The sequence below is a fragment of the Aquimarina agarivorans genome (genome assembly GCF_000218485.1).
GTDB classification, from domain to species: Bacteria; Bacteroidota; Bacteroidia; order Flavobacteriales; family Flavobacteriaceae; genus Aquimarina; species Aquimarina agarivorans.
The window spans coordinates 63,204-82,414 of sequence record NZ_AFPB01000147.1 but is presented as its reverse complement, the minus strand read 5'-3'; the positions used below and the strand labels follow the sequence as shown (position 1 = coordinate 82,414).

The following is a 19,211-nucleotide window of genomic DNA, read 5'->3' as shown; positions in this document are numbered from 1 at the left end:
TTTATTCTTTTTCAGAATTTATTTCCTTCAAGATCTCATCGAGTTCAGCGACACTTACATTGTTTTCCTTGACAAAAAATGACACCATACTTTTAAATGACCCGCCAAAATAGCCTTCCATTAATTTGTTAATGGACTGCTTGCTATAGTCCTTTTTATTTATAATTGGATAATAGATATATCCCTTTCCTTTTTTTTCATGATCAACAAAACCCTTTGTTTCAAGAATTCTGATAATAGTAGAAACCGTATTGTAGGCTGGTTTAGGAGCTGTCATTTCCGCTATTAATTCAGCTACGCTAGCCTTATTTAACTGCCATAGCAATAACATAACATCCTCTTCTGCTTTAGTAAGTTGCTTTTTCATTATTCAAATTTAACTAAGCTTTTAGTTTAAACTAATTTTTTAGTTTAAAAGTTTTGTTAAAAGAATTTAAGGTATTTAATTGTTAGGTAATAGTTGCCAGTTTTTAGCAAATAACTGTTGATCATTTCTGATAGTAGCTTTTCTTTGATAAATTAAAGTTTTTTTATGTTTCTACCTTAACGCTACTTATTCTTTGGACTAATTGAGTAATTATGTAATAAATTGGTATTCTATTTGTAACTAATGACACATCCAACTATTTTTCCGGAATTACAGAAACAAAATGATGAAGCCTATTACTTTAATTTCCATTTTACTACTTATCACTTCTTGCGTAAGCACAAAAAAATACAATGCTGAGCTTTTAAATAAACATAGTATAACTGATTTGCAGAGCGATGTAGATGAGACTTATAATGAGTTAAAAAAACTTCATCCTAAACTTTACCGATACACTTCCAAGGATCAACTGGACTATAAATTTGACAGCCTGAAACAATGTATACAGGCGCCATTAACAAGTCATATGTTTTATAAAAAACTTGCTCCTGTTGTGGCACAAGTTAGGCAAGGACATATTAGCGTCACTCCTCCTTTTATAAAACGATCCAGAAAACAGAAAAAACAACGTGCAAAAACATCATTTGATTTCAATAAGCTTGAATTTGAACAAGTGTCGGATGCTTTTTTAATTAGTGCGGACTACAGCGAAAAACATGAAAACCTTATAGGTAGCCAAGTCCTTACCGTAAACAATGAACCTATTCAGAAAATAATTGCTGATACAAAAAAATTAATTGCTTCCGACGGCTATAATACCACGTTTTACAATTCGATAATTGGACATTATTTTTCAGGATATTATTTGAAATATAAAGGAGTGGTACTAGATACCATTCAACTTAAATTGAAAAAAAACGATTCCATATTCAACAAAACGTTTAAGCGTGAACTTAAAGATAAATACAAAAAACAAGAGCGCCCACTATCAGATAAAATTACAAAAACAAAACTTACAACTGCTGAAAAAAAAATAGAAAGTATACATATAAATTTTCTGCTTCAAAAAAAAGAAAGCAAACCCAACGCTTTGAACTTTAAAGGATATATATGTATTAATTAATGGCACTTCGTTTTCTGCCTCGTCTATACTTGCTAGCAATTTACATGCAACCAAGCGCGCAATATTTGTAGGAGATGAAACAGGCGGGGCTTATAACGGAACAGTTGCAGGAATTTATAAAACCGTGGCACTACAAAATTCAAATGTAAAATTAAGTTTTGGTTTAATGCAAGTTGAAACTCCTTTTAAATCTAAAATAGAGGGTTATGGAATTAAACCTGATATACGAATTACCCCAACACAAAAAGACAGAGCACAACAATTAGATCCTGAATTTGAATGGATTCTAAATACTGTAGAAAATAAAAATCCGAGCCTCAAAAAATGAAGCTCGGATTCCGTTTATATTAAAAGATGACTATTCTTTTATCAAACTTAGTGTTTAATGAATCTAGCAGTTTGCTTAGCTACTCCATTTATTACTGTAATGAAATAAACACCTTGTGCTAAACTTTCAACATTAATTGAATTATCCGCATTTAATTCTGCTTTAAACTCTGCACCCGAAATATCGTATAAATGGATAGTAGCTGAATTATTACTATTTAAACCATCTAAAAACACGATGTCAGTTGAAGGGTTTGGATATACTATTAATTCAAGTGAAGCTACATCATCCAAATCTTTAGCGCCTGAAGTTCCTGTTGATAATGTGATTTTATCCAAGTTCCATTGCCAAACATTACTTCCTGTAGCTGTAACTCGTATCACATTTGTACCTGCAGTTAATGCAACAGTACCCCCTGATAAAGGTTCAAAACTATCCCATTGTCCGTTGTTAGGCACATTGGTCGTTAATGATGCTCCAGAACCAACAACCTCTAGTTCAATTTGAGCGTTGTTTGAAGGAGAAGAAATTAAATAGTCAATATTATATGTACCCGCAACAGCAACATCAATACTGTATTCCGCATAGTCACCACTGTTTACATAGTTGATATTATTAGCTTCTGCATTTACGCCTAATCCTTGTCCTCCAAATTGTGCATCGTCAATGGTTCCATCTGTTGAATCAAAATCTTCAGCTTCAATAACAAGAGTTGCGTTTCCACCACTAGGCGCCGCAATACGATTTACTCGCACTGAATTTGATGACAACTCATAAGTTCCTTGCAGTCCTGAAACATTTTGTCCAGCAACAAGTCCTGTTAAACCATCTTCATATGAAATGTGCCATATTAAACAAACTCCTACTCCTGCTTCATCAAAATTAACAGCTTGTGGTGTTGGTGGTAAACCTAATATGTTTAAGTCTTCATCGGTAACCACCCAATTAGCATTTGCTCCTTGATTTTCTGAAACCGTAACACCAGACACGTTATCTGCAATTCCATCAACCGTAAATGTAAACGGACCTCCTGATAATGTTCCTCCACTTACAATAGGAGTGCTTGTCCCACCGTTTTGTCTAGTTAAAGTCACTTTATCCAAATTCCACTGCCAAAGGTTGGTTCCTGTAGCAGAAATTCTAATAGTTTGTACTCCTGCACTCAAACTAAGTACTGAACTGGAAGTTAAAGCAGTATAATCTTCCCAATCACCATTGTTAGGCACATTATCTGTAACTGTTTCAGATGTTCCTTGAACAGCTATTTGAATTTGCGCATCATTTGATGGCGTAGAAATTAAGTATTCAATAGCGTAATCCCCTGCAGTACCCACATTAATTGTATAGTCTGCATAATCACCACTATTTACAAAATTTACACCAATTGCAATAACGTTCACACCTTGACCTGAACCTCCTGCACTAGCATCATCATAGGTTCCATCAGTACTTGTTAAGCTTTCTGCTTCAATAATTATAACATCTCCAGAAGGTGTTCCTGGAATTACAACTGCATTTCTATCAACACGTACTCTGTTTGATAAATCAAAATCACCTGAAAGCCCTGAAATATTACTACCTGCAGCTAATCCGCCAATAGTACCATCATAACTTAAATGATAAATAAAACAAGTACCTGCACCTGCTTCATCAAAATTTACAGCCTCAGGTGTTGGTGGCAATCCTAAAATATTACCTGCATCATCAGTAACTACGTACTGAGAATTTGCACCTGTATTACCTGTTAGCGTTACACCTGATACGTTGTCAGCTATTCCATCTCCTACTGTAAAAGTAAATGGTCCTCCTGATAGCGTTCCTCCATTAATACCACTTGGAGCGGTAGCTTGGTTTCTATCTACTCTTATGCGGTTGGAAAGATCAAAATCACCTGAAAAGCCCGAAATATTTTCACCCGCAGATAATCCATTCAGCGTTCCTTCAAAACTTACATGGTAAATAAAACAAGTTCCTTCACCTGCATCATCAAAGTTTACAGCTTCTGGTGTTGGTGGTAATCCCAAAATATTTCCAGAATCATCAGTAACTACATACTGAGAGTTTGCGCCAACGTTACCAGAAAGCGATACTCCTGAAACGTTATCAGCTACTCCATCGCCTACAGTAAATGTAAATGGTCCTCCAGTTAATGTACCACCGTCAACCTGGACTGTTGGAGTTCCTCCATTACCACCTCCTGTTGAAGTACCTGCAGTAATAGTAACAGTAATTGAATCTGTTTTACCTCCGTCTAGTGTAGTAGCCGTAATTGTAGCTGTACCTTCTGCAACAGCAATAATATCACCTATATTACTTATAGTAACCACATCTGAATTAGATGAAGACCATACTACTGATTGAACGGTAGCATTAAAAGGGATGATTCCAGCTGTAACTTTACTGGTTTCACCTGCTTCTAAAGTTAAAACACTAGGTGAAATACTAACGGCATCCACTGAAATTGTCTGATCAATTGGTCCGATAGGCTCTCCAGCAACTGTTACTGTTACTACATCTGAAAACCCTCCATCAAAAGTAGTTACTGTAGCTCCCACTGTTCCATTTGAAAGACCTGTAACCTGACCCAATCCATTTACTTTAGCTATTTGCTTATTACTAATTTCCCAAGTAACAATTTTTTTAGTTGCATTTGCAGGAGTAATAGCAAATCCTAAATCAACAGTTTCACCTGGACGGATAGTTATAGCCCTATCGCCAACAACATCAATTCCAGTTACAGGAACTTTTCCTCCTGTTGGTACTGCATCATATACTCTAATCCAATCCACCATAAACAAGTTACGACCATTTGCATCATCAAGATCTTCTGGAGTTGGAAAAACATTCATTTCCGTAATCCATGATTGTTGCTCCATATTAATGATAATATGTTGAGGCTTACTTAAACCTGTACCACCAGTATATCCAAATTTATCAATTGCATCAAATGTAGTAGTGTGCTCAGACAAATTTCCTTCAGGATCAATAAAATTATGTTCGTTAGATTTGATTGTTCTAACTAACTTACCGTTAATGTAATATTGTGCGTGGTGAGGATTTACCCAATACACACCAATCGTAAAATATTCACCTCTCCAGCTATCTCTACCGTCTTCCATATACCAAGTTCCAAAAACTCCTTCCTCGTCTCTTGGTTGGTAATCTGTAAAAGGTTCTCTAATAAAAGTATGATGACTCAAATGAATACGTTTGTCAAAATATTCTTGATTTTCTCTTATGTTAGGATAAGATTCCAACATATCTAATTCCTCTGTTTCATCAGCACTAATCATCCAAATATTATTGGCCAACATACATCCAGCTTGCAAAACACTAGCTTCCATATACATTGGATATGTCAACGGCTCTTTTGAAGAAATACAACCTGTGTAAATGATTGGTAAGGAAGCATCCCAAGCTGCATGAATATTCAACTTACCACCAGTAATCCAAGTATGATCTTTATGATACGAGGTAGCCGATGGCCCTGAAAAGGTATTAATGTACAATTCATTCCATCGTTTTTCAAACTCTGGATGCAAAGCACGACTGTTTGATTCGTAATTAAAACTATCCGATACTGGATTTAGTTCCCAAGTCATTCCCGAAGGTGCCGACGCAGGTATTGGAATACCATCCCAATCTTGTGCTAACGCACCAATTGAAGTGAAGCATAAAGCTGCTACCACAAATTTTAAACATTTCATAATTGTAAAAGTTAGAGTTGGAGTAAACCATAAAATCTCCTTTATTTTAGTTGTTTTATGTAATTAAATGGTTTGATGTTATTTTCATTATTTTTTTCACAAATTATCAACTAAAACGATATAATTTTTTTAGCTGAATCATATTAATATTGTTATTCTGAGTTTTCGAATTACACCTTATTGATAGTTATTTCTTATTCAACTCTTCAAAACTATTAGACAAACGAACTGATAGTATACTTAGTATTGTTTGCTATATAAAATAAATTCTTCCAAAAAAGCGAAAACATTATCATAACAAAACAGTGATAATAAAAAGCAAAAAATTAAAAAACAATTAAATAATTATTGTATTATCAAAATACCGCTGCCACTTATGCCATTTTATTAATATAAATTTATGTTTTAAGATGCCGTAAGAAAAATAATTAAAGTAGTTTTCGTTTAAAAGCAAAGTCTATTCGACGAACTACTTTAAACAGAAGTGATCATATTGTAATACGAAAAAGTTTTATTATTTTACGTTTAATCAACCCGATCCTTATATAAACAATTTACAAACGAATTACTACTATTTGTCATAAAAAAATCAAACGTGACAGCTACTTATTTAGAGGTTTAAACATTAATATCCTTTTTTATTTCTCTTAACGTTAAAAATGATTAATGGCTACAATAAAGAAGAGACATTATTTTGCAATAAACACATGATGAGAAAGCGTATAATCTTCGGATTTAACCTATTATATTTGTTCTGTTTTTAGATTGATCAAATAAAATTCATTTTTTTTGTTTAGAAAAGAAAGAAAACATAAGCGTAACCTCAGCTACTATTTTATTTTGAAGCATCATATAAAAAGAATTATTTTGTATGGAAAATTCGAAGTTAAAACAGAAGTAACACCACAATACATCAACTAAAAAGACTGCCAAGATATTCTTTGGCAGTCTTTTTTTATCTTATGAAGCACAGACACTTCAACAATGTTTATTTTGTTCTATCGCAATAAAGCAAAATGCCCACGGAATTCGTCACCATTTTCGCGTACTGCAAAGTACCAATAATCATCAGCAGGCATATGCAGGTCATTGTACGTTCCATTCCACCCATTACTTTGCGGGCTAAAAGAACTCATTAATCTTCCGTAACGATCAAAAACTGAAATTACAAAATCATTAGTCCTAACCCCTTCTACATTCCAGGTTTCATTTTGACCATCATTATTAGGGCTAAAAAACTTAGGAAACCCAAATAGATCAAATTGAACAATATCTGGTGGTGCGCAATTATTATTAACAACTGCAAAATGAACACCCAACGGAAGGTTAGTAAATGAATTTTCAGATTGAGGACCAATAGTACTCCCATCCTCCAGCTCAATTGTATATTCTAAGTCCAGCCCAACCGGAGTATTAATTGTTGCGCTTCTATCACCAGTGGTCACCGTAGTACCCGAAGGGGAAGGTGTTTCTATAACAGCAACTATAGCTACGTCCGCTAAACAGGTCGTACTAATTGGACTTACGGTATAAGTATAAATATCTGGCCCTGCTACCTCAGGATCCCATACACCTCCCGGGTCGGCATCAACTAAAAAGTTGTCCAGCATGCTAATTGTTAAAGTTTCACCTTCACAAATTGTAAAACTACCACCCGTGCCAGCGTTTGGTGCTTCAAACACAGTTAAACTGAATGGTGATAACTCACTCTCACATCCCGTTACTGGATTTACTGATTGCAAAAAGAAATCAAAAATTCCTAAACCAGAAACTGATGGACTAAACCTATCCTCGCCTGAAGATAACAAAGTAATTCCATCACTATCAAACCAATTTGCCGTTAAGCCCGCTGCTATACCCGCTCTAAACTCAACAAAATCACCCTCACAAATTTCTACATCATTAATAATTGGATCCGCAGGAAGTGGTGCTACTGTAACCATTCGGGTAGTAGAAGCATTCCCACAAGGGCCTGAACTTACTAATGTATATTCAATGACAGCAGTTCCAAAGTCGTTTCCAGTAATTACCCCATTAGTATCTACACTAGCAATACTTGGACTCAATGACCTCCAGTTCCCTCCAGTAAAGCCTAATTCAGGAGCAAAAGTTGTTGTTTGCCCCAAACAAACAGTTTGTTCACCCGTTAACGTGCCTGCATCCAAAGCCGCCTCAACTATAACATTGGTTTGTCCCATTGCCTCACAATCACCTGATGTAGTTAACTCGTAAGTAATTGTAGCTATACCTGGCGATACTCCTCTTATTTCTCCAGTTATGGCATCCACAGTTGCAATAGTTTCATTTAAGGAAGTCCACGTACCACCAGTATCGCCAGTCCCTATAGAAAGTATTACTGATGAGCCATCTTCACAAATTCTTTGATCAGCAAGCAATTCTCCTGGATTTGGAGTTGACTCTACAGTTATTCCTCTGGTTACAGTAGCTGCTGCGCAAGTTCCCGAACCTGCTACTGTATATTCAATAGTTGTACTTCCGCCTGAAACTCCAGTAACATTCCCGCTTGCATCCACTGTAGCGATCGCACTATCTAACGAATTCCATGTTCCAGGATCACCATCAGACACAAACATCACCGTATCTCCCTCACATATCATTTGATCACCTGACAAAATCCCTGGATTAGGCACTGCATTTACTGTAATATCAATAGATCGATTCACCTCTATTTCGCAACCATTTCTGCTCACGGTGTAGCCAATAGTAACCACTCCTTCACCTACAGGCTCAAAAGCTCCTGTAGTGGCATTCACTCTGGCAATACTAGGATTACTAGAAATCCATACTCCGCCAGAAACAGTAGATAATAATACTATTGGAGGTTCATTATTTACGCAAGTTTCCACGATACCGAAACGAGTAGAGATAGTCACATCTGGTTCTGTTAAATTCTCCACAATTACATCCCTGGTTTGCGACCCTGCCGCACAGGTACCTCCAAAAGGATCACCAGGTACTGTATACTGTATCCTTGCTGTTCCTCTGCTTACCCCTGTAACTTCTCCAGTTAAACGATCAACAGTAGCGATAGCTGCATCAAGAGATGTCCATTCACCGCCTGATTGCGTAGATGTAAAATTAGTTGTCCCGCCTACGCATATATTTTGTTCTCCATCCAACGTACCTGCATCGGAAGCTATTCGGCTTACTCGTATATCTTTACTTGCCGAGTCACTTGAACAAGTTGCTGTACCAGGAATAGTATAAGTTATAATTGCTCTTCCTACATTTATACCTGTAACTATACCAGTGGTTGTATTCACAGAGGCAATAGTAGGATCAGAAGAACTCCAAGTTCCTCCAGGCTCGGTAGATGAGAATAAAGTATCACTACCCACGCAAATTTGATCACCTCCCGTTACCATACCTGCATCTGGTGTAGTATCTACGCTAATTTCTTTTGTAGCAATACCATCGCCACAACTTACTGCTGCTCCAGTAGCAGTTATTGTATACCGAATAGTTGTTGTCCCTAAGCTAACTCCTGTAATTTCACCCGTAGTGGCGTTGACTGTTGCAATACTAGTATCATCAGAACTCCAAACTCCTCCGGGTTCGGTAGAAGTAAAAATAACTGACCTAGCCTCACAAACACGTTCAGCTCCCATTATTACCCCTGGATCCGGTGACCTGTTTATTGTTATGTTTTTTGAAACTATTTCATCAGGACATCCTCCTGAACCTGTAACTACATACTGTATGGTAGTGGTACCTACAAGCACTCCAGTAATTAGTCCCGTGACGTCATCAATAGTAGCTATACTTCTGTTTGACGAGCGCCATGTTCCTCCGGGTTGGGTTGACATAAATGTCGTAGTATCTCCTAAACAAATATCATCAACACCAGTAAGTGTTCCTGCATTTGGGCTTCCTGAAACAGTAACCTCTCGATTTTCTATACCTGGTGCACAACCTACCGTACTAGTTACAGTATATGTTATATTAACCGGACCGCCTGAAGCCACTCCTGTAACCGTACCCGATGCCGCGTCAACTGTTGCAATACTGGTATTAGACGAACTCCAAGTACCCCCTGACACTGTAGAATTAAAAATTGTAGTACTCCCTACACAAACTTCCTGAATGCCTGATAAGGTTCCTGCATCTTCACCACTACCTACTCTAATTCCGTATGGAGGTGATGTTACCCCAGGGCATAAAGTATACACTATGGTAGTGACACCTTCACTTACTCCAGTTACCACACCTGCTGCATCAACAGTAGCAGTAGCAACATCAGAAGACACCCAAGTTCCTCCTGGCATTGATGAAGTTAATGTAGTTGTACCACCAACACATACATCCTGATTTCCTGAAATTGTACCCGCTTCACTATCAAATTCTCTCCAATCTCTTTCAGGTGTTCCTGGTATTCTTAAATTAGGAAAACTTGTTGGAGTTGTTCCATTAGGTGAGTTCGTTCCGGAAGTGGCAGGCTCCAAAATCACTGTATCAAAAACATCAAGTAATCCATCTAAATCTGTATCTGAACCCGTTGCTGCGGTGTCCGAAATACCATCTAAATTAGTATCGTAAGCTTCTGTATTATCATCAAAACAATCTCCGTCAGAATTTGTATCGACGTAATCGGGAATGCCATCGCCATCTGTATCTACTGGAACAATTCCTGGACTTCCTGTTCCATCATAAGCATCATCTAAACCATCAGCATCTACATCGCTCCCTAATGGCGGGACATAGGCGTTAGAGAATTGAGCTTCAATATTGTCAGGTATTCCATCATCATCTGAATCTATATCAGCGTAATTTGGAACTCCCTCTATACTATCTAAAATCCCATCATTATCCGTATCAATATCCAATGAATTGGGAATACCATCTTTATCAAAATCACATTCTAAAAGTGAAAAACGAATATTATCAATTCCCAAATCATTCCCGTTTTGGTCTTCAGATTGACTATTAATTATAGATAATGTAACCAAACTTGATGCGGCTGGTGTAAAATCCAAACGTACCTCTCGCCATACATCATCATTTGCAATTCCTAAAGTTGCTGATGTTGCATTTGCCAACACACTACCAGCACCATCTTTAATTTCCAAATCAATGATTGGTAAATTTGGACATCCATCACAAAGACCCGCCAAATCAATTCTAAAAATATAAGGTTTCCCTCCAACTACTGGAATATTTGGTAAATTATAAATTACTTGTCCTATAAAATTTCGCTGTATGTTTATTGATAAAAATCGACCATCAAGCGTACCATCGGCATCTAGATTTCCAATGGCATTTGTCGAAGCAAAAAACGAAGCTACCGTTCCAATTCCCTGATCTAAAAAAGTAGAAGTAGCTACTGCAAATTCTCCTCCAATAGGAGGATTATTTACAAATGTGTGTCCTAAAACATTTGGATCGTCGGAAGCAGCTTCTGTAGCTGGGCCTACGTGTACTCCAAAATCAATGTCTACAATTGGCGCTGTTTCTGTTAAACCTGTAGCAGCACACAAAGATTCTTCTTCTAAGTCAGTAATTCCATCATTATCATCATCGGGATCCATATCATCATTAATTCCATCGCCATCAGTATCCACATCTGGACATACCCCAATTACTATTCGGGCAGATGAACCTGGGCTTGCGCAAGGACCAGTACCTGATGCAGGAAAACTATACGTATAAATAGTTGGCGTGTCCAAACCAACAGTAAAAATATTAGTTCCTGTAAACAAAACGGGAGACCAAGTTCCTCCTGCATCCCCTCCAGTTAACGCTAATAAATCAATAGCATCACCTCTGGATCTGCCACAAAGGTCAATATTCCCTCCAGTACCAGCATCTTGAGGCAACCCAGTTGCTGCACCATCTACTGTAATTAAAATTTGACCAAAGTCCGAGTCAACACCATTTCTAGTCGCCCTAAATTGAGTATCAGCAATTACTGGAAAACCTGCACCGTTTAATTCTAAAAAATCTCCTCCCGCACTTACTAAAGCACTTTTAATTACCCCAGCGGTATCAGGAAACAAGCGCCATTCGATCCTATCATTAGGATCCAAAGGACCTGCCGAACTAATCAGCCTAATTGTTTCGGGGGCACCTGCACAAATTGTGTTTGGCGGACCGCTGTCAGGTGTTATTGAAAGCTGTGCATGAACATCAAAAAAAGTCACAAAAAACAATACTGTGCAACCAAAAATAATTTTCTTAATCATATGCCTTCACTTTATTTTTAAAACAATAAACGACTGAAAAATCAGTATGTCGTATATTTATTTTGATTTAGCTGTTTTAAAACTCAAAAATACCTCTTGCAAAACGACGACTTAGCTTATATATTTCACAAAAAAACATAATTGTTACTATCTATTTGCCAGAAGGAAATTTAAGTCGATAAACCTAATAAATAAACCATTATTGAAAAACAAATTAAGATGTTTCCTACAAATTATTTACTACAAAAAACTAAACCTGCATCACTTTCATTTAAAAAAATAAAAATCAAAAACTTGTAAAACAAATACTTATAAAAACAACTTACTTAACAAATTATAAACAACGAAAATTAACAATCGTCATATAGCATAAAAAAACAGCCCTAACACAACTATAAAAAACTAAGTACTGCTTGAATAACTTTATTTAAATCCCTCAAATTCAATTATTTAAAACTTAAAAAACACCTTAAACGTTATAGTTAAAATTCTATCCATAAAAAATAAGTCATGTCGATATAATTTATCATTCCAAATTTACGCTCACATTAGCATTGATAACAATGTTTAAAAAAATTAAAAAGCCACTTTTATTTTTAGCTTGAAGCTAATTACAAATTGAATACCTCATTTTTTATTTTACAAACTTTTTAATCTAGTTTGATGACAACTTTAATTCTGAATTCGTTCTCCTAAAAATTTACAAAAAAAGACAAAATACTCCATTTTTATTCTCTAAAAAACAACTATTGTATTCCTCCTCTTTTAAGTTAAAACTAGCGCTTAAAAAATAAACACTTCTCCAAAAATTTCTAATTTACGCAAGTAAAATTTAAATACAAATAACTTATAATCAGGTATTTAAAATATTTAGTACATTTTGGCGTTATATCTATGTCTCGTAAAAACAACTAATTAAAATCATATTATGAAAAGTGTATTCAAATTTCACCAAAAAAGGTGTGATATTGCCTTTCCTATTTATCAATTAATAATAACAACTTTGATATTTATAGTTTGCTACTCTGCAAACTCTCAATCAATTGTTGAGCAACACGGAAGGCTTAGGGTTATAAACAACCGAGTAGTTGACAAAAATAATGCTGCACTCAGCTTAGCTGGCAATAGTATTTTTTGGAGTAATTTTAGTGAAGGTGCTAAATTTTATAATGCACAAACGGTCAATCACATTGCTACCGATTGGAAATCAGACATAATTAGAGCCGCAATGGGAGTTGAAAATCCTGGTGGTTACATCTCAAATCCTACCCGAGAAAAAAATAAGGTGAAAGCCGTAGTTAATGCTGCAATTAATGCAAGCATTTACGTGATTATTGATTGGCACTCCCACAACGCAGAACAATACGAAAGTCAAGCTGTTGCGTTTTTTAGCGAAATGGCCGAATTATACGGCGACAATGACCATGTTATTTATGAAGTTTATAATGAACCCATAGCACAAAGTTGGTCAACTATAAAAAATTATTCAGAAGCCATTATTAGGGCAATCCGAGCTAAAGATCCAGACAATTTAATTATTGTAGGATCCTCACAATGGTCACAAAAAGTTGTCGAAGCTTCTAATAACCCCATTAATGATCCAAATGTAGCTTACGCGCTTCATTTTTATTCAGGAACTCATAAACAATTTTTAAGAAACGAAGCTTCAAGAGCTATGGCCAATGGTATTGCGTTATTTGTTACCGAATGGGGGGCTGTTAACTCCAATGGAGACGGCACTGCCGATAGGGCAGAAACACAACGCTGGCTTGATTTTATGAAATCCAACGGCATTAGTCATGCCAACTGGTCTATTAGCGACAAGGCCGAAGGTGCCTCGGTTGTTGCCAGCAATACTGGAATAAGGGGATTAATTAACAATAACCTTACCACTACTGGGGAATACATCAAGGGAATTATTGAAAATTGGAATACCGTTGGCGGCTCCGCTTCTCCAACTGAACCAACTCCGCCTTTAGTGGATGGTTGCACTGGAAGTGGTCTAACTATTGCAAATAAAATTGAAGCAGAAAATTATTGTGCACAAAAAGGAATACGTAAAGAACCTACACAGGATACAGGTGGCGGTCAAAATATTGGATATATTGATAATGGTGATTATTTAAAATACCGAATAGCCATACCTGAAAACGCAACTTATACCATTACATACAGAGTAGCAAGTATTGTTTCCTCGGGAAGGCTACAGTTTAAAAGTAACACAACTAACTTAAAAACTATAACTATACCAAACACTGGAGCTTGGCAAAACTGGATGACTATTGAGACTGAAGTAAATTTGCAACAAGGTAGCAAAACTTTTGAATTATTTGCACAATCAGGTCGATTTAATATTAATTGGTTTAAAATTTCAAAAAAACAGACTGACTCTCCGAATCCACCAAGTAATAATGATGATTGCACCTTTGGACTGCCCATTAATAATGCTTTACCATCTACAGGAAACGCATCCTACACAAATATACACCTCATTGGAGCCTCCAATTTAAATTTAAATAACGTAACAAATTTTACGGTTAATTGGGATTTGGCTAACAATGACTTGTATCAATTTTCAATGAATACGAATAATGGCAATCCAAACTGGTGGATTGATCTTAAAAAAAATGCATCTTACGATTTTAATAGTACCCAACCTAGTATTACTCTCAATTCAACTGGATTTGCCAATTTAGATGGTACTTACTGGGTAGGATTGGATGGCGACAATTTTATAATGAGATCAGCAAATAGAGATTTTACTATTTATTTCAGCAATCAGGACTCCACTCCGAATTGTGCTACAAACGGAACTAAAATACTTGATTTAAATCCATTCAATGTATATCCTGTCCCTACCAAAAATATTTTAACTATTAATGGATTATCTGAAACTTCCACAGTAAATGTGCTAAACATGCAAGGGAGTATAGTATTTACCGAAACAATTTATCCGAACAATGCATCAATTGATATAAGCACTTTGAGTACTGGTCATTATTTTTTACAAATACTATCTACAACACCTAACAATTTTGTAAAAACCATCCCTTTCATTAAGGAATAGCTTAGTTGAGCGCTAATTTTCAATTAATTAAAAGAGCTGCATGAAAACATGCAGCTCTTTTTGATATGATAATATTGCAATTAAGTGATTAGATGATTAACATGGCATCACCATAACTATAAAATTTGTATTTTTCCTTTACTGCTTCATCATAAGCTCTTTTCATTAAATCATGACCTGCAAAAGCAGAAACCATCATTAACAAAGTTGACTTAGGGGTATGAAAATTAGTAATCATGCAATTTGCAATACTAAAATCATAAGGAGGAAAAATAAATTTATTGGTCCATCCACGAAATTCATTTAGTGTACTTTCCGAAGAAACTGAACTTTCCAAAGTTCGCATTACTGTAGTACCTACAGCGCAAATACGACGCTTTTCTTTGATTGCCTTATTTACAACTCGCGTAGCTTCCGACTGAATTTCAGCCTCTTCACTATCCATTTTGTGTTTGGATAAATCCTCTACCTCAACAGGACTAAATGTTCCCAAACCTACATGCAAAGTAACCTCGGCAAAATCAACTCCTTTGATTTCCAAACGTTTTAACAAATGCTTGGAAAAATGCAACCCAGCTGTTGGTGCCGCAACAGCACCTTCATTTTTGGCATAAATCGTTTGGTAGCGGTCCATATCTTCTGGCTCTACCTCTCTTTTTATATATTTAGGAAGTGGTGTTTCCCCTAGGTCATTCAATTTTTTTCGAAATTCTTCGTAAGAACCATCGTATAGAAAGCGTAAAGTTCTTCCTCTTGAAGTGGTGTTATCAATAACCTCAGCTACTAAAGTTTCATCATCACCAAAATACAATTTGTTACCAATTCGAATTTTACGTGCTGGATCAACTAAAACATCCCATAATCGTGTTTCTGAATTTAATTCACGTAATAAAAACACTTCAATACGGGCACCAGTTTTTTCCTTATTTCCGAATAAACGTGCAGGAAATACTTTCGTATTGTTCAATACCATTACATCATTTTCATCAAAATAATCGATTAAGTCTTTAAATTGTTTGTGTTCAATTGTATTTTCCTTTCGATTTAAAACCATTAAACGGGATTCGTCACGATTCTCAGAAGGATATTCTGCTAATAATTCTTCGGGTAAATTGAAATCGAAATGTGATAACTTCATATATCTAGTTTTTGATAAGAGGGCAAATATACAATCTGAGCATAGGGGTTGTCAAGTATTTAATCAAAAAAATACGTTGCTGTACTCGATTTCATGTTTTCAAATTAAAAACTAAGTTTTATCTCTTCCAAATAGTCTTTCCCATTTACTTTTTGAAATCAACACGCTAGTACCTACATTACCATTATAATAATGAAAAAACTCCACATAAGAAGTTCCTAATGAGGATGAAAACTTAAACTCCACGTTGCAGTTAGGGAATGAAATATTTACAGGATCTTCAGGCAAATCTTCAAATCCTTTAATAATTGTATTATAAAAGCTATCAAATGAGCCTTCCAAATCATCAAAGCAAAAACTTTTATATTCATAACTGCTTTTATGCTTTGTATCGATATAATTTAAACAGTAGGTCTTTTCAAATCTAGTAAGTTCTACTTTATGCCTTTTAATGGGTTGAATGCCGCCCACAAGTTCAATTTTATTCTTTTTTTCAACAACAACAATTTGTGCATTGAAATAAAAAGGCAGCAATAAAAATCCTAAAAATAATAATGATTGTTTCATGAATATAGTATATGTGTTATGCGAGCATTAACATCTGATATTCAAAAATATTGCGTTAAAAATTCGATAAAAAAAATACAACGTTTTAGCTGTAGAACAACTCTTACAACTATTAATCATAGTTCTATTTTTACTCAAAAAATGATACTTAATTAACGCTAATAAAAAAAATAATTTTAATGTGTACTGTTGAAAAAATTTAATGTCAATTTTTACTTTTATTACTAATGAATTACAAAAATGACCTATTATGGACTAAAAGTCATTACTTTTTAAACATCCGTTTTTACAATTAGCTATTAGCAGTATTTTAAAGCCAACAGCTAATTACTAATTGCCAATAGCTCTTGTAATATTTTTAGAAGCTAAAAGCGAAATGCATTAAAAATGCATAGTTTTAAAAAAACCTGAGACCAATAAACTGTACAAATAAAACAAGGAGGTGTTTGATAAATTTCACTGAACACAGCATTTTTACATAATTATTTGATTCTGAAACCTTTTTTGCCTTTATATATTACTCTTAATTACAACAAATTATCGCCAGGTTGAGAACCGGTTTGATGCAATACAATATTTTTGTTTATAATACGTTGTGTCTATAATTTCCCATGCCTTCAATCAACATAACTAATATTTAATAAATTATTGCTTAAAATGAAAAAGTTACGTTCAAAAAAAATTACTTTACACGCTCATCTCAAAATATATGCATTATGTATAATGTGTATGTTTTTTTCTTTTCAAAACATACAAAGTCAATCCGTCATTAGGGCTACTAATAACGGCCCATGGAACTCTGCTGCTACATGGGATAGAGGGATTCCTGGTCGCAACGACCGAGCAATCATCTCCAGAGGCATTACTGTAGACATTACTGAAAATCACTCCGCCAATGAAGTCGTTGTCCATGGTGTATTGAGAGTTCCAGAAAACTCAAGGTTTCCTACGAACCGCTCGTTGACTACGGACTGGGTACATGTCAACAGTGGTGGTGTGTTTCAGATCGGAACACGAAGCAACCGTTTCGACACTGGTAATTTTACGTTAACCCTAACGGGTACTAATCCCCTTGCCGATCACATGATACCAATGGCTAATGGTAGTAATATGAACATCACTGACAATGACGGCTTCTTGATGGCTGGCGGTGGCGGTCGTTTACAATTCTTTGGAGAAGAGCGATTAAGCTTTACCAAGCTTGAGCAAACTGCCGAGGCAGGTTCTAACAGCATCGTTGTACACAACGTTATTGAGCGAAACTTCGACGGGGATACCTCAATCGCTTCTGATCGCAGTTTGAACTGGGAGGTCGGTGACCAAATCGTCATCGCATCTAGTCGCTTTGGTTACGCTGACGAAGATGTTCGTACAATCACCCGCGTTCAAAACTATGGTAGGAGGACGCGACTGACGCTCAATCGCGCAACCACCCATCGACACTATGGTGAAATTGAGACCTATGGTCAAAACCTACGTCCTGGTAGTCGTCGAGCAACAGGCCGTCCAAATTCCATCGACCTACGTGCTGAAGTTGCCTTACTCAGTCGTAATATTGTAATCAAGGGTCTTGATTCGCAGGATACCGATAATTCTTTCGGTGACCGCGGGAGACTTAGAGTGCACAGTAGCGGTAGCCAAAATGGTAAGACTATCAACGGTATTGGTGGTCACATCATGATTATGAATACAGCGGGGCAATCAACCGTTGATGGCGTTCAGTTGGATCAAATGGGGCAAGCAGGACGACTTGGGCGTTATCCGATCCACTGGCACTTTGCCGGCAACAGACGTGGCGACATTATACGAAATTCAAGCATCACCAATTCCAACAACCGCGCTGTCGTGGTTCACGGAACTGACAATGTATTAATCCAAGGCGTAGTGGCACATGACATCCATGGTCATGGTTTCTTCTTGGAAAGCGGTGTTGAGCGTGGCAATCGGTTTGAGGCTAACATTGCTTTTGGGATTCATAGGACAGGTGGCTCCCGAGATCTTTCCGATCCGTTTATCGTTGATAACTCTGATCGGTTCGGTGACGGCGGGGTGCGCTTCAGGACGACTGCGGCATACTGGATCACCGGTGTAAACAATACATTCGTGGGCAACATTGCTGCCGGTTCAGAAGGTACCGCATATTGGATCGCTCAGCCTGGCAATCCGGTCAGTACTCCAAACGAATCTTTATTGGCATCAAATTCATACCTTAGAAGGATGTATCAGCGTAATCCCGTTAGGGAGCGAATGGGACGCTTTGATCACAACTCAGGGCACTCGATGTGGACTGGTTTTATTGCTATTCCCGCGGGGCATAGAAGTTTCCAAGCTAGCAATGCTGGTAGGTTCCGCGAAGGTGTCCCCTACTTTGACAACGTCGATCCAGTGTTTTCAAACTTGACTTTATACAAAAGTGCTACGGGGCTTTATCCCTTAGTAACCAATGTCACACTGCAGTTCCCTAATTTCCGAGCTGCCGACAATGAAGTCGTGATGATGGACTCGGATCCGATGCGTATTGATGGCGGACTCATTGTAGGTGATAGTCGCGGAAATCATCAGCGTGGTGGTCCTCGAAGAAACCGTCAACCCGTCATGCTGAACATGTATCACGGTTATTCCGTTTGGGATGATATTCACATTGCAGGCTTCGCCAGAAACGGCATCTTCTTTCAAAATGGTATTGGCGATCGAACTCGCCCCGATGCCTCCAT

General features: G+C 36.7%; 8 protein-coding genes and 1 pseudogene. 4 read left to right on the top strand and 5 right to left on the bottom strand.

Features of this window, described 5'->3' with window-relative positions:
- Position 1: 1 nt before the first annotated feature.
- The gene (locus GMC_RS0109970; protein ID WP_010521998.1) at positions 2-367 is read right to left on the bottom strand and encodes a BlaI/MecI/CopY family transcriptional regulator; all 366 of its coding nucleotides are present in this window, start codon (positions 365-367) and stop codon (positions 2-4) included.
- Positions 368-650: 283 nt separating this feature from the next.
- Here GMC_RS0109970 and GMC_RS0109965 point away from each other — a divergent pair, with 283 nt between their 5' ends.
- Entirely contained in the window at positions 651-1,490 is an 840-nt protein-coding gene (locus tag GMC_RS0109965; RefSeq protein WP_138940605.1) for a hypothetical protein, read from the top strand.
- Positions 1,474-1,818, top strand: coding sequence for a S41 family peptidase (locus tag GMC_RS21260; protein ID WP_094766282.1), 345 nt, complete (start codon positions 1,474-1,476; stop codon positions 1,816-1,818). The genes GMC_RS0109965 and GMC_RS21260 overlap by 17 nt, the downstream gene beginning before the upstream one ends.
- A gap of 47 nt (positions 1,819-1,865) precedes the next feature.
- On the opposite strand, the gene GMC_RS0109955 is transcribed toward GMC_RS21260, so the two are convergent.
- Together GMC_RS0109955 and GMC_RS19650 are read right to left on the bottom strand one after the other, a co-directional pair.
- Positions 1,866-5,525: an Ig-like domain-containing protein gene (locus tag GMC_RS0109955; RefSeq protein WP_010521997.1), complete on the bottom strand. Its 3,660-nt coding sequence runs from the start codon at positions 5,523-5,525 to the stop codon at positions 1,866-1,868.
- A gap of 998 nt (positions 5,526-6,523) precedes the next feature.
- On the bottom strand, positions 6,524-11,725 hold the full coding sequence (locus GMC_RS19650; RefSeq protein ID WP_010521996.1) for an Ig-like domain-containing protein: 5,202 nt from the start codon (positions 11,723-11,725) through the stop codon (positions 6,524-6,526).
- Positions 11,726-12,653: 928 nt separating this feature from the next.
- Here GMC_RS19650 and GMC_RS0109945 point away from each other — a divergent pair.
- Positions 12,654-14,792, top strand: a complete 2,139-nt coding sequence (locus tag GMC_RS0109945) for a cellulase family glycosylhydrolase (RefSeq protein WP_010521995.1) — start codon at positions 12,654-12,656, stop codon at positions 14,790-14,792.
- A gap of 88 nt (positions 14,793-14,880) precedes the next feature.
- On the opposite strand, the gene queA is transcribed toward GMC_RS0109945, so the two are convergent.
- Positions 14,881-15,930, bottom strand: coding sequence for a tRNA preQ1(34) S-adenosylmethionine ribosyltransferase-isomerase QueA (queA, locus tag GMC_RS0109940; protein ID WP_010521994.1), 1,050 nt, complete (start codon positions 15,928-15,930; stop codon positions 14,881-14,883).
- Positions 15,931-16,041: 111 nt separating this feature from the next.
- On the bottom strand, positions 16,042-16,497 hold the full coding sequence (locus tag GMC_RS0109935) for a hypothetical protein (RefSeq protein ID WP_010521993.1): 456 nt from the start codon (positions 16,495-16,497) through the stop codon (positions 16,042-16,044).
- Between the two features lie 657 nt (positions 16,498-17,154).
- Here GMC_RS0109935 and GMC_RS23255 point away from each other — a divergent pair.
- Positions 17,155-18,771 (top strand): annotated as a pseudogene (locus tag GMC_RS23255) (right-handed parallel beta-helix repeat-containing protein); the annotation flags it as partial.
- Positions 18,772-19,211: the final 440 nt, after the last annotated feature.

Coding starts and splice junctions, on each gene's coding strand:
- GMC_RS0109970 (WP_010521998.1), bottom strand. CDS start 367: ATGAAAAAGCAACTTACTAAAGCAGAAGAGGATGTTATGTTATTGCTA.
- GMC_RS0109965 (WP_138940605.1), top strand. CDS start 651: ATGATGAAGCCTATTACTTTAATTTCCATTTTACTACTTATCACTTCT.
- GMC_RS0109955 (WP_010521997.1), bottom strand. CDS start 5,525: ATGAAATGTTTAAAATTTGTGGTAGCAGCTTTATGCTTCACTTCAATT.
- GMC_RS19650 (WP_010521996.1), bottom strand. CDS start 11,725: ATGATTAAGAAAATTATTTTTGGTTGCACAGTATTGTTTTTTGTGACT.
- GMC_RS0109945 (WP_010521995.1), top strand. CDS start 12,654: ATGAAAAGTGTATTCAAATTTCACCAAAAAAGGTGTGATATTGCCTTT.
- queA (WP_010521994.1), bottom strand. CDS start 15,930: ATGAAGTTATCACATTTCGATTTCAATTTACCCGAAGAATTATTAGCA.
- GMC_RS0109935 (WP_010521993.1), bottom strand. CDS start 16,497: ATGAAACAATCATTATTATTTTTAGGATTTTTATTGCTGCCTTTTTAT.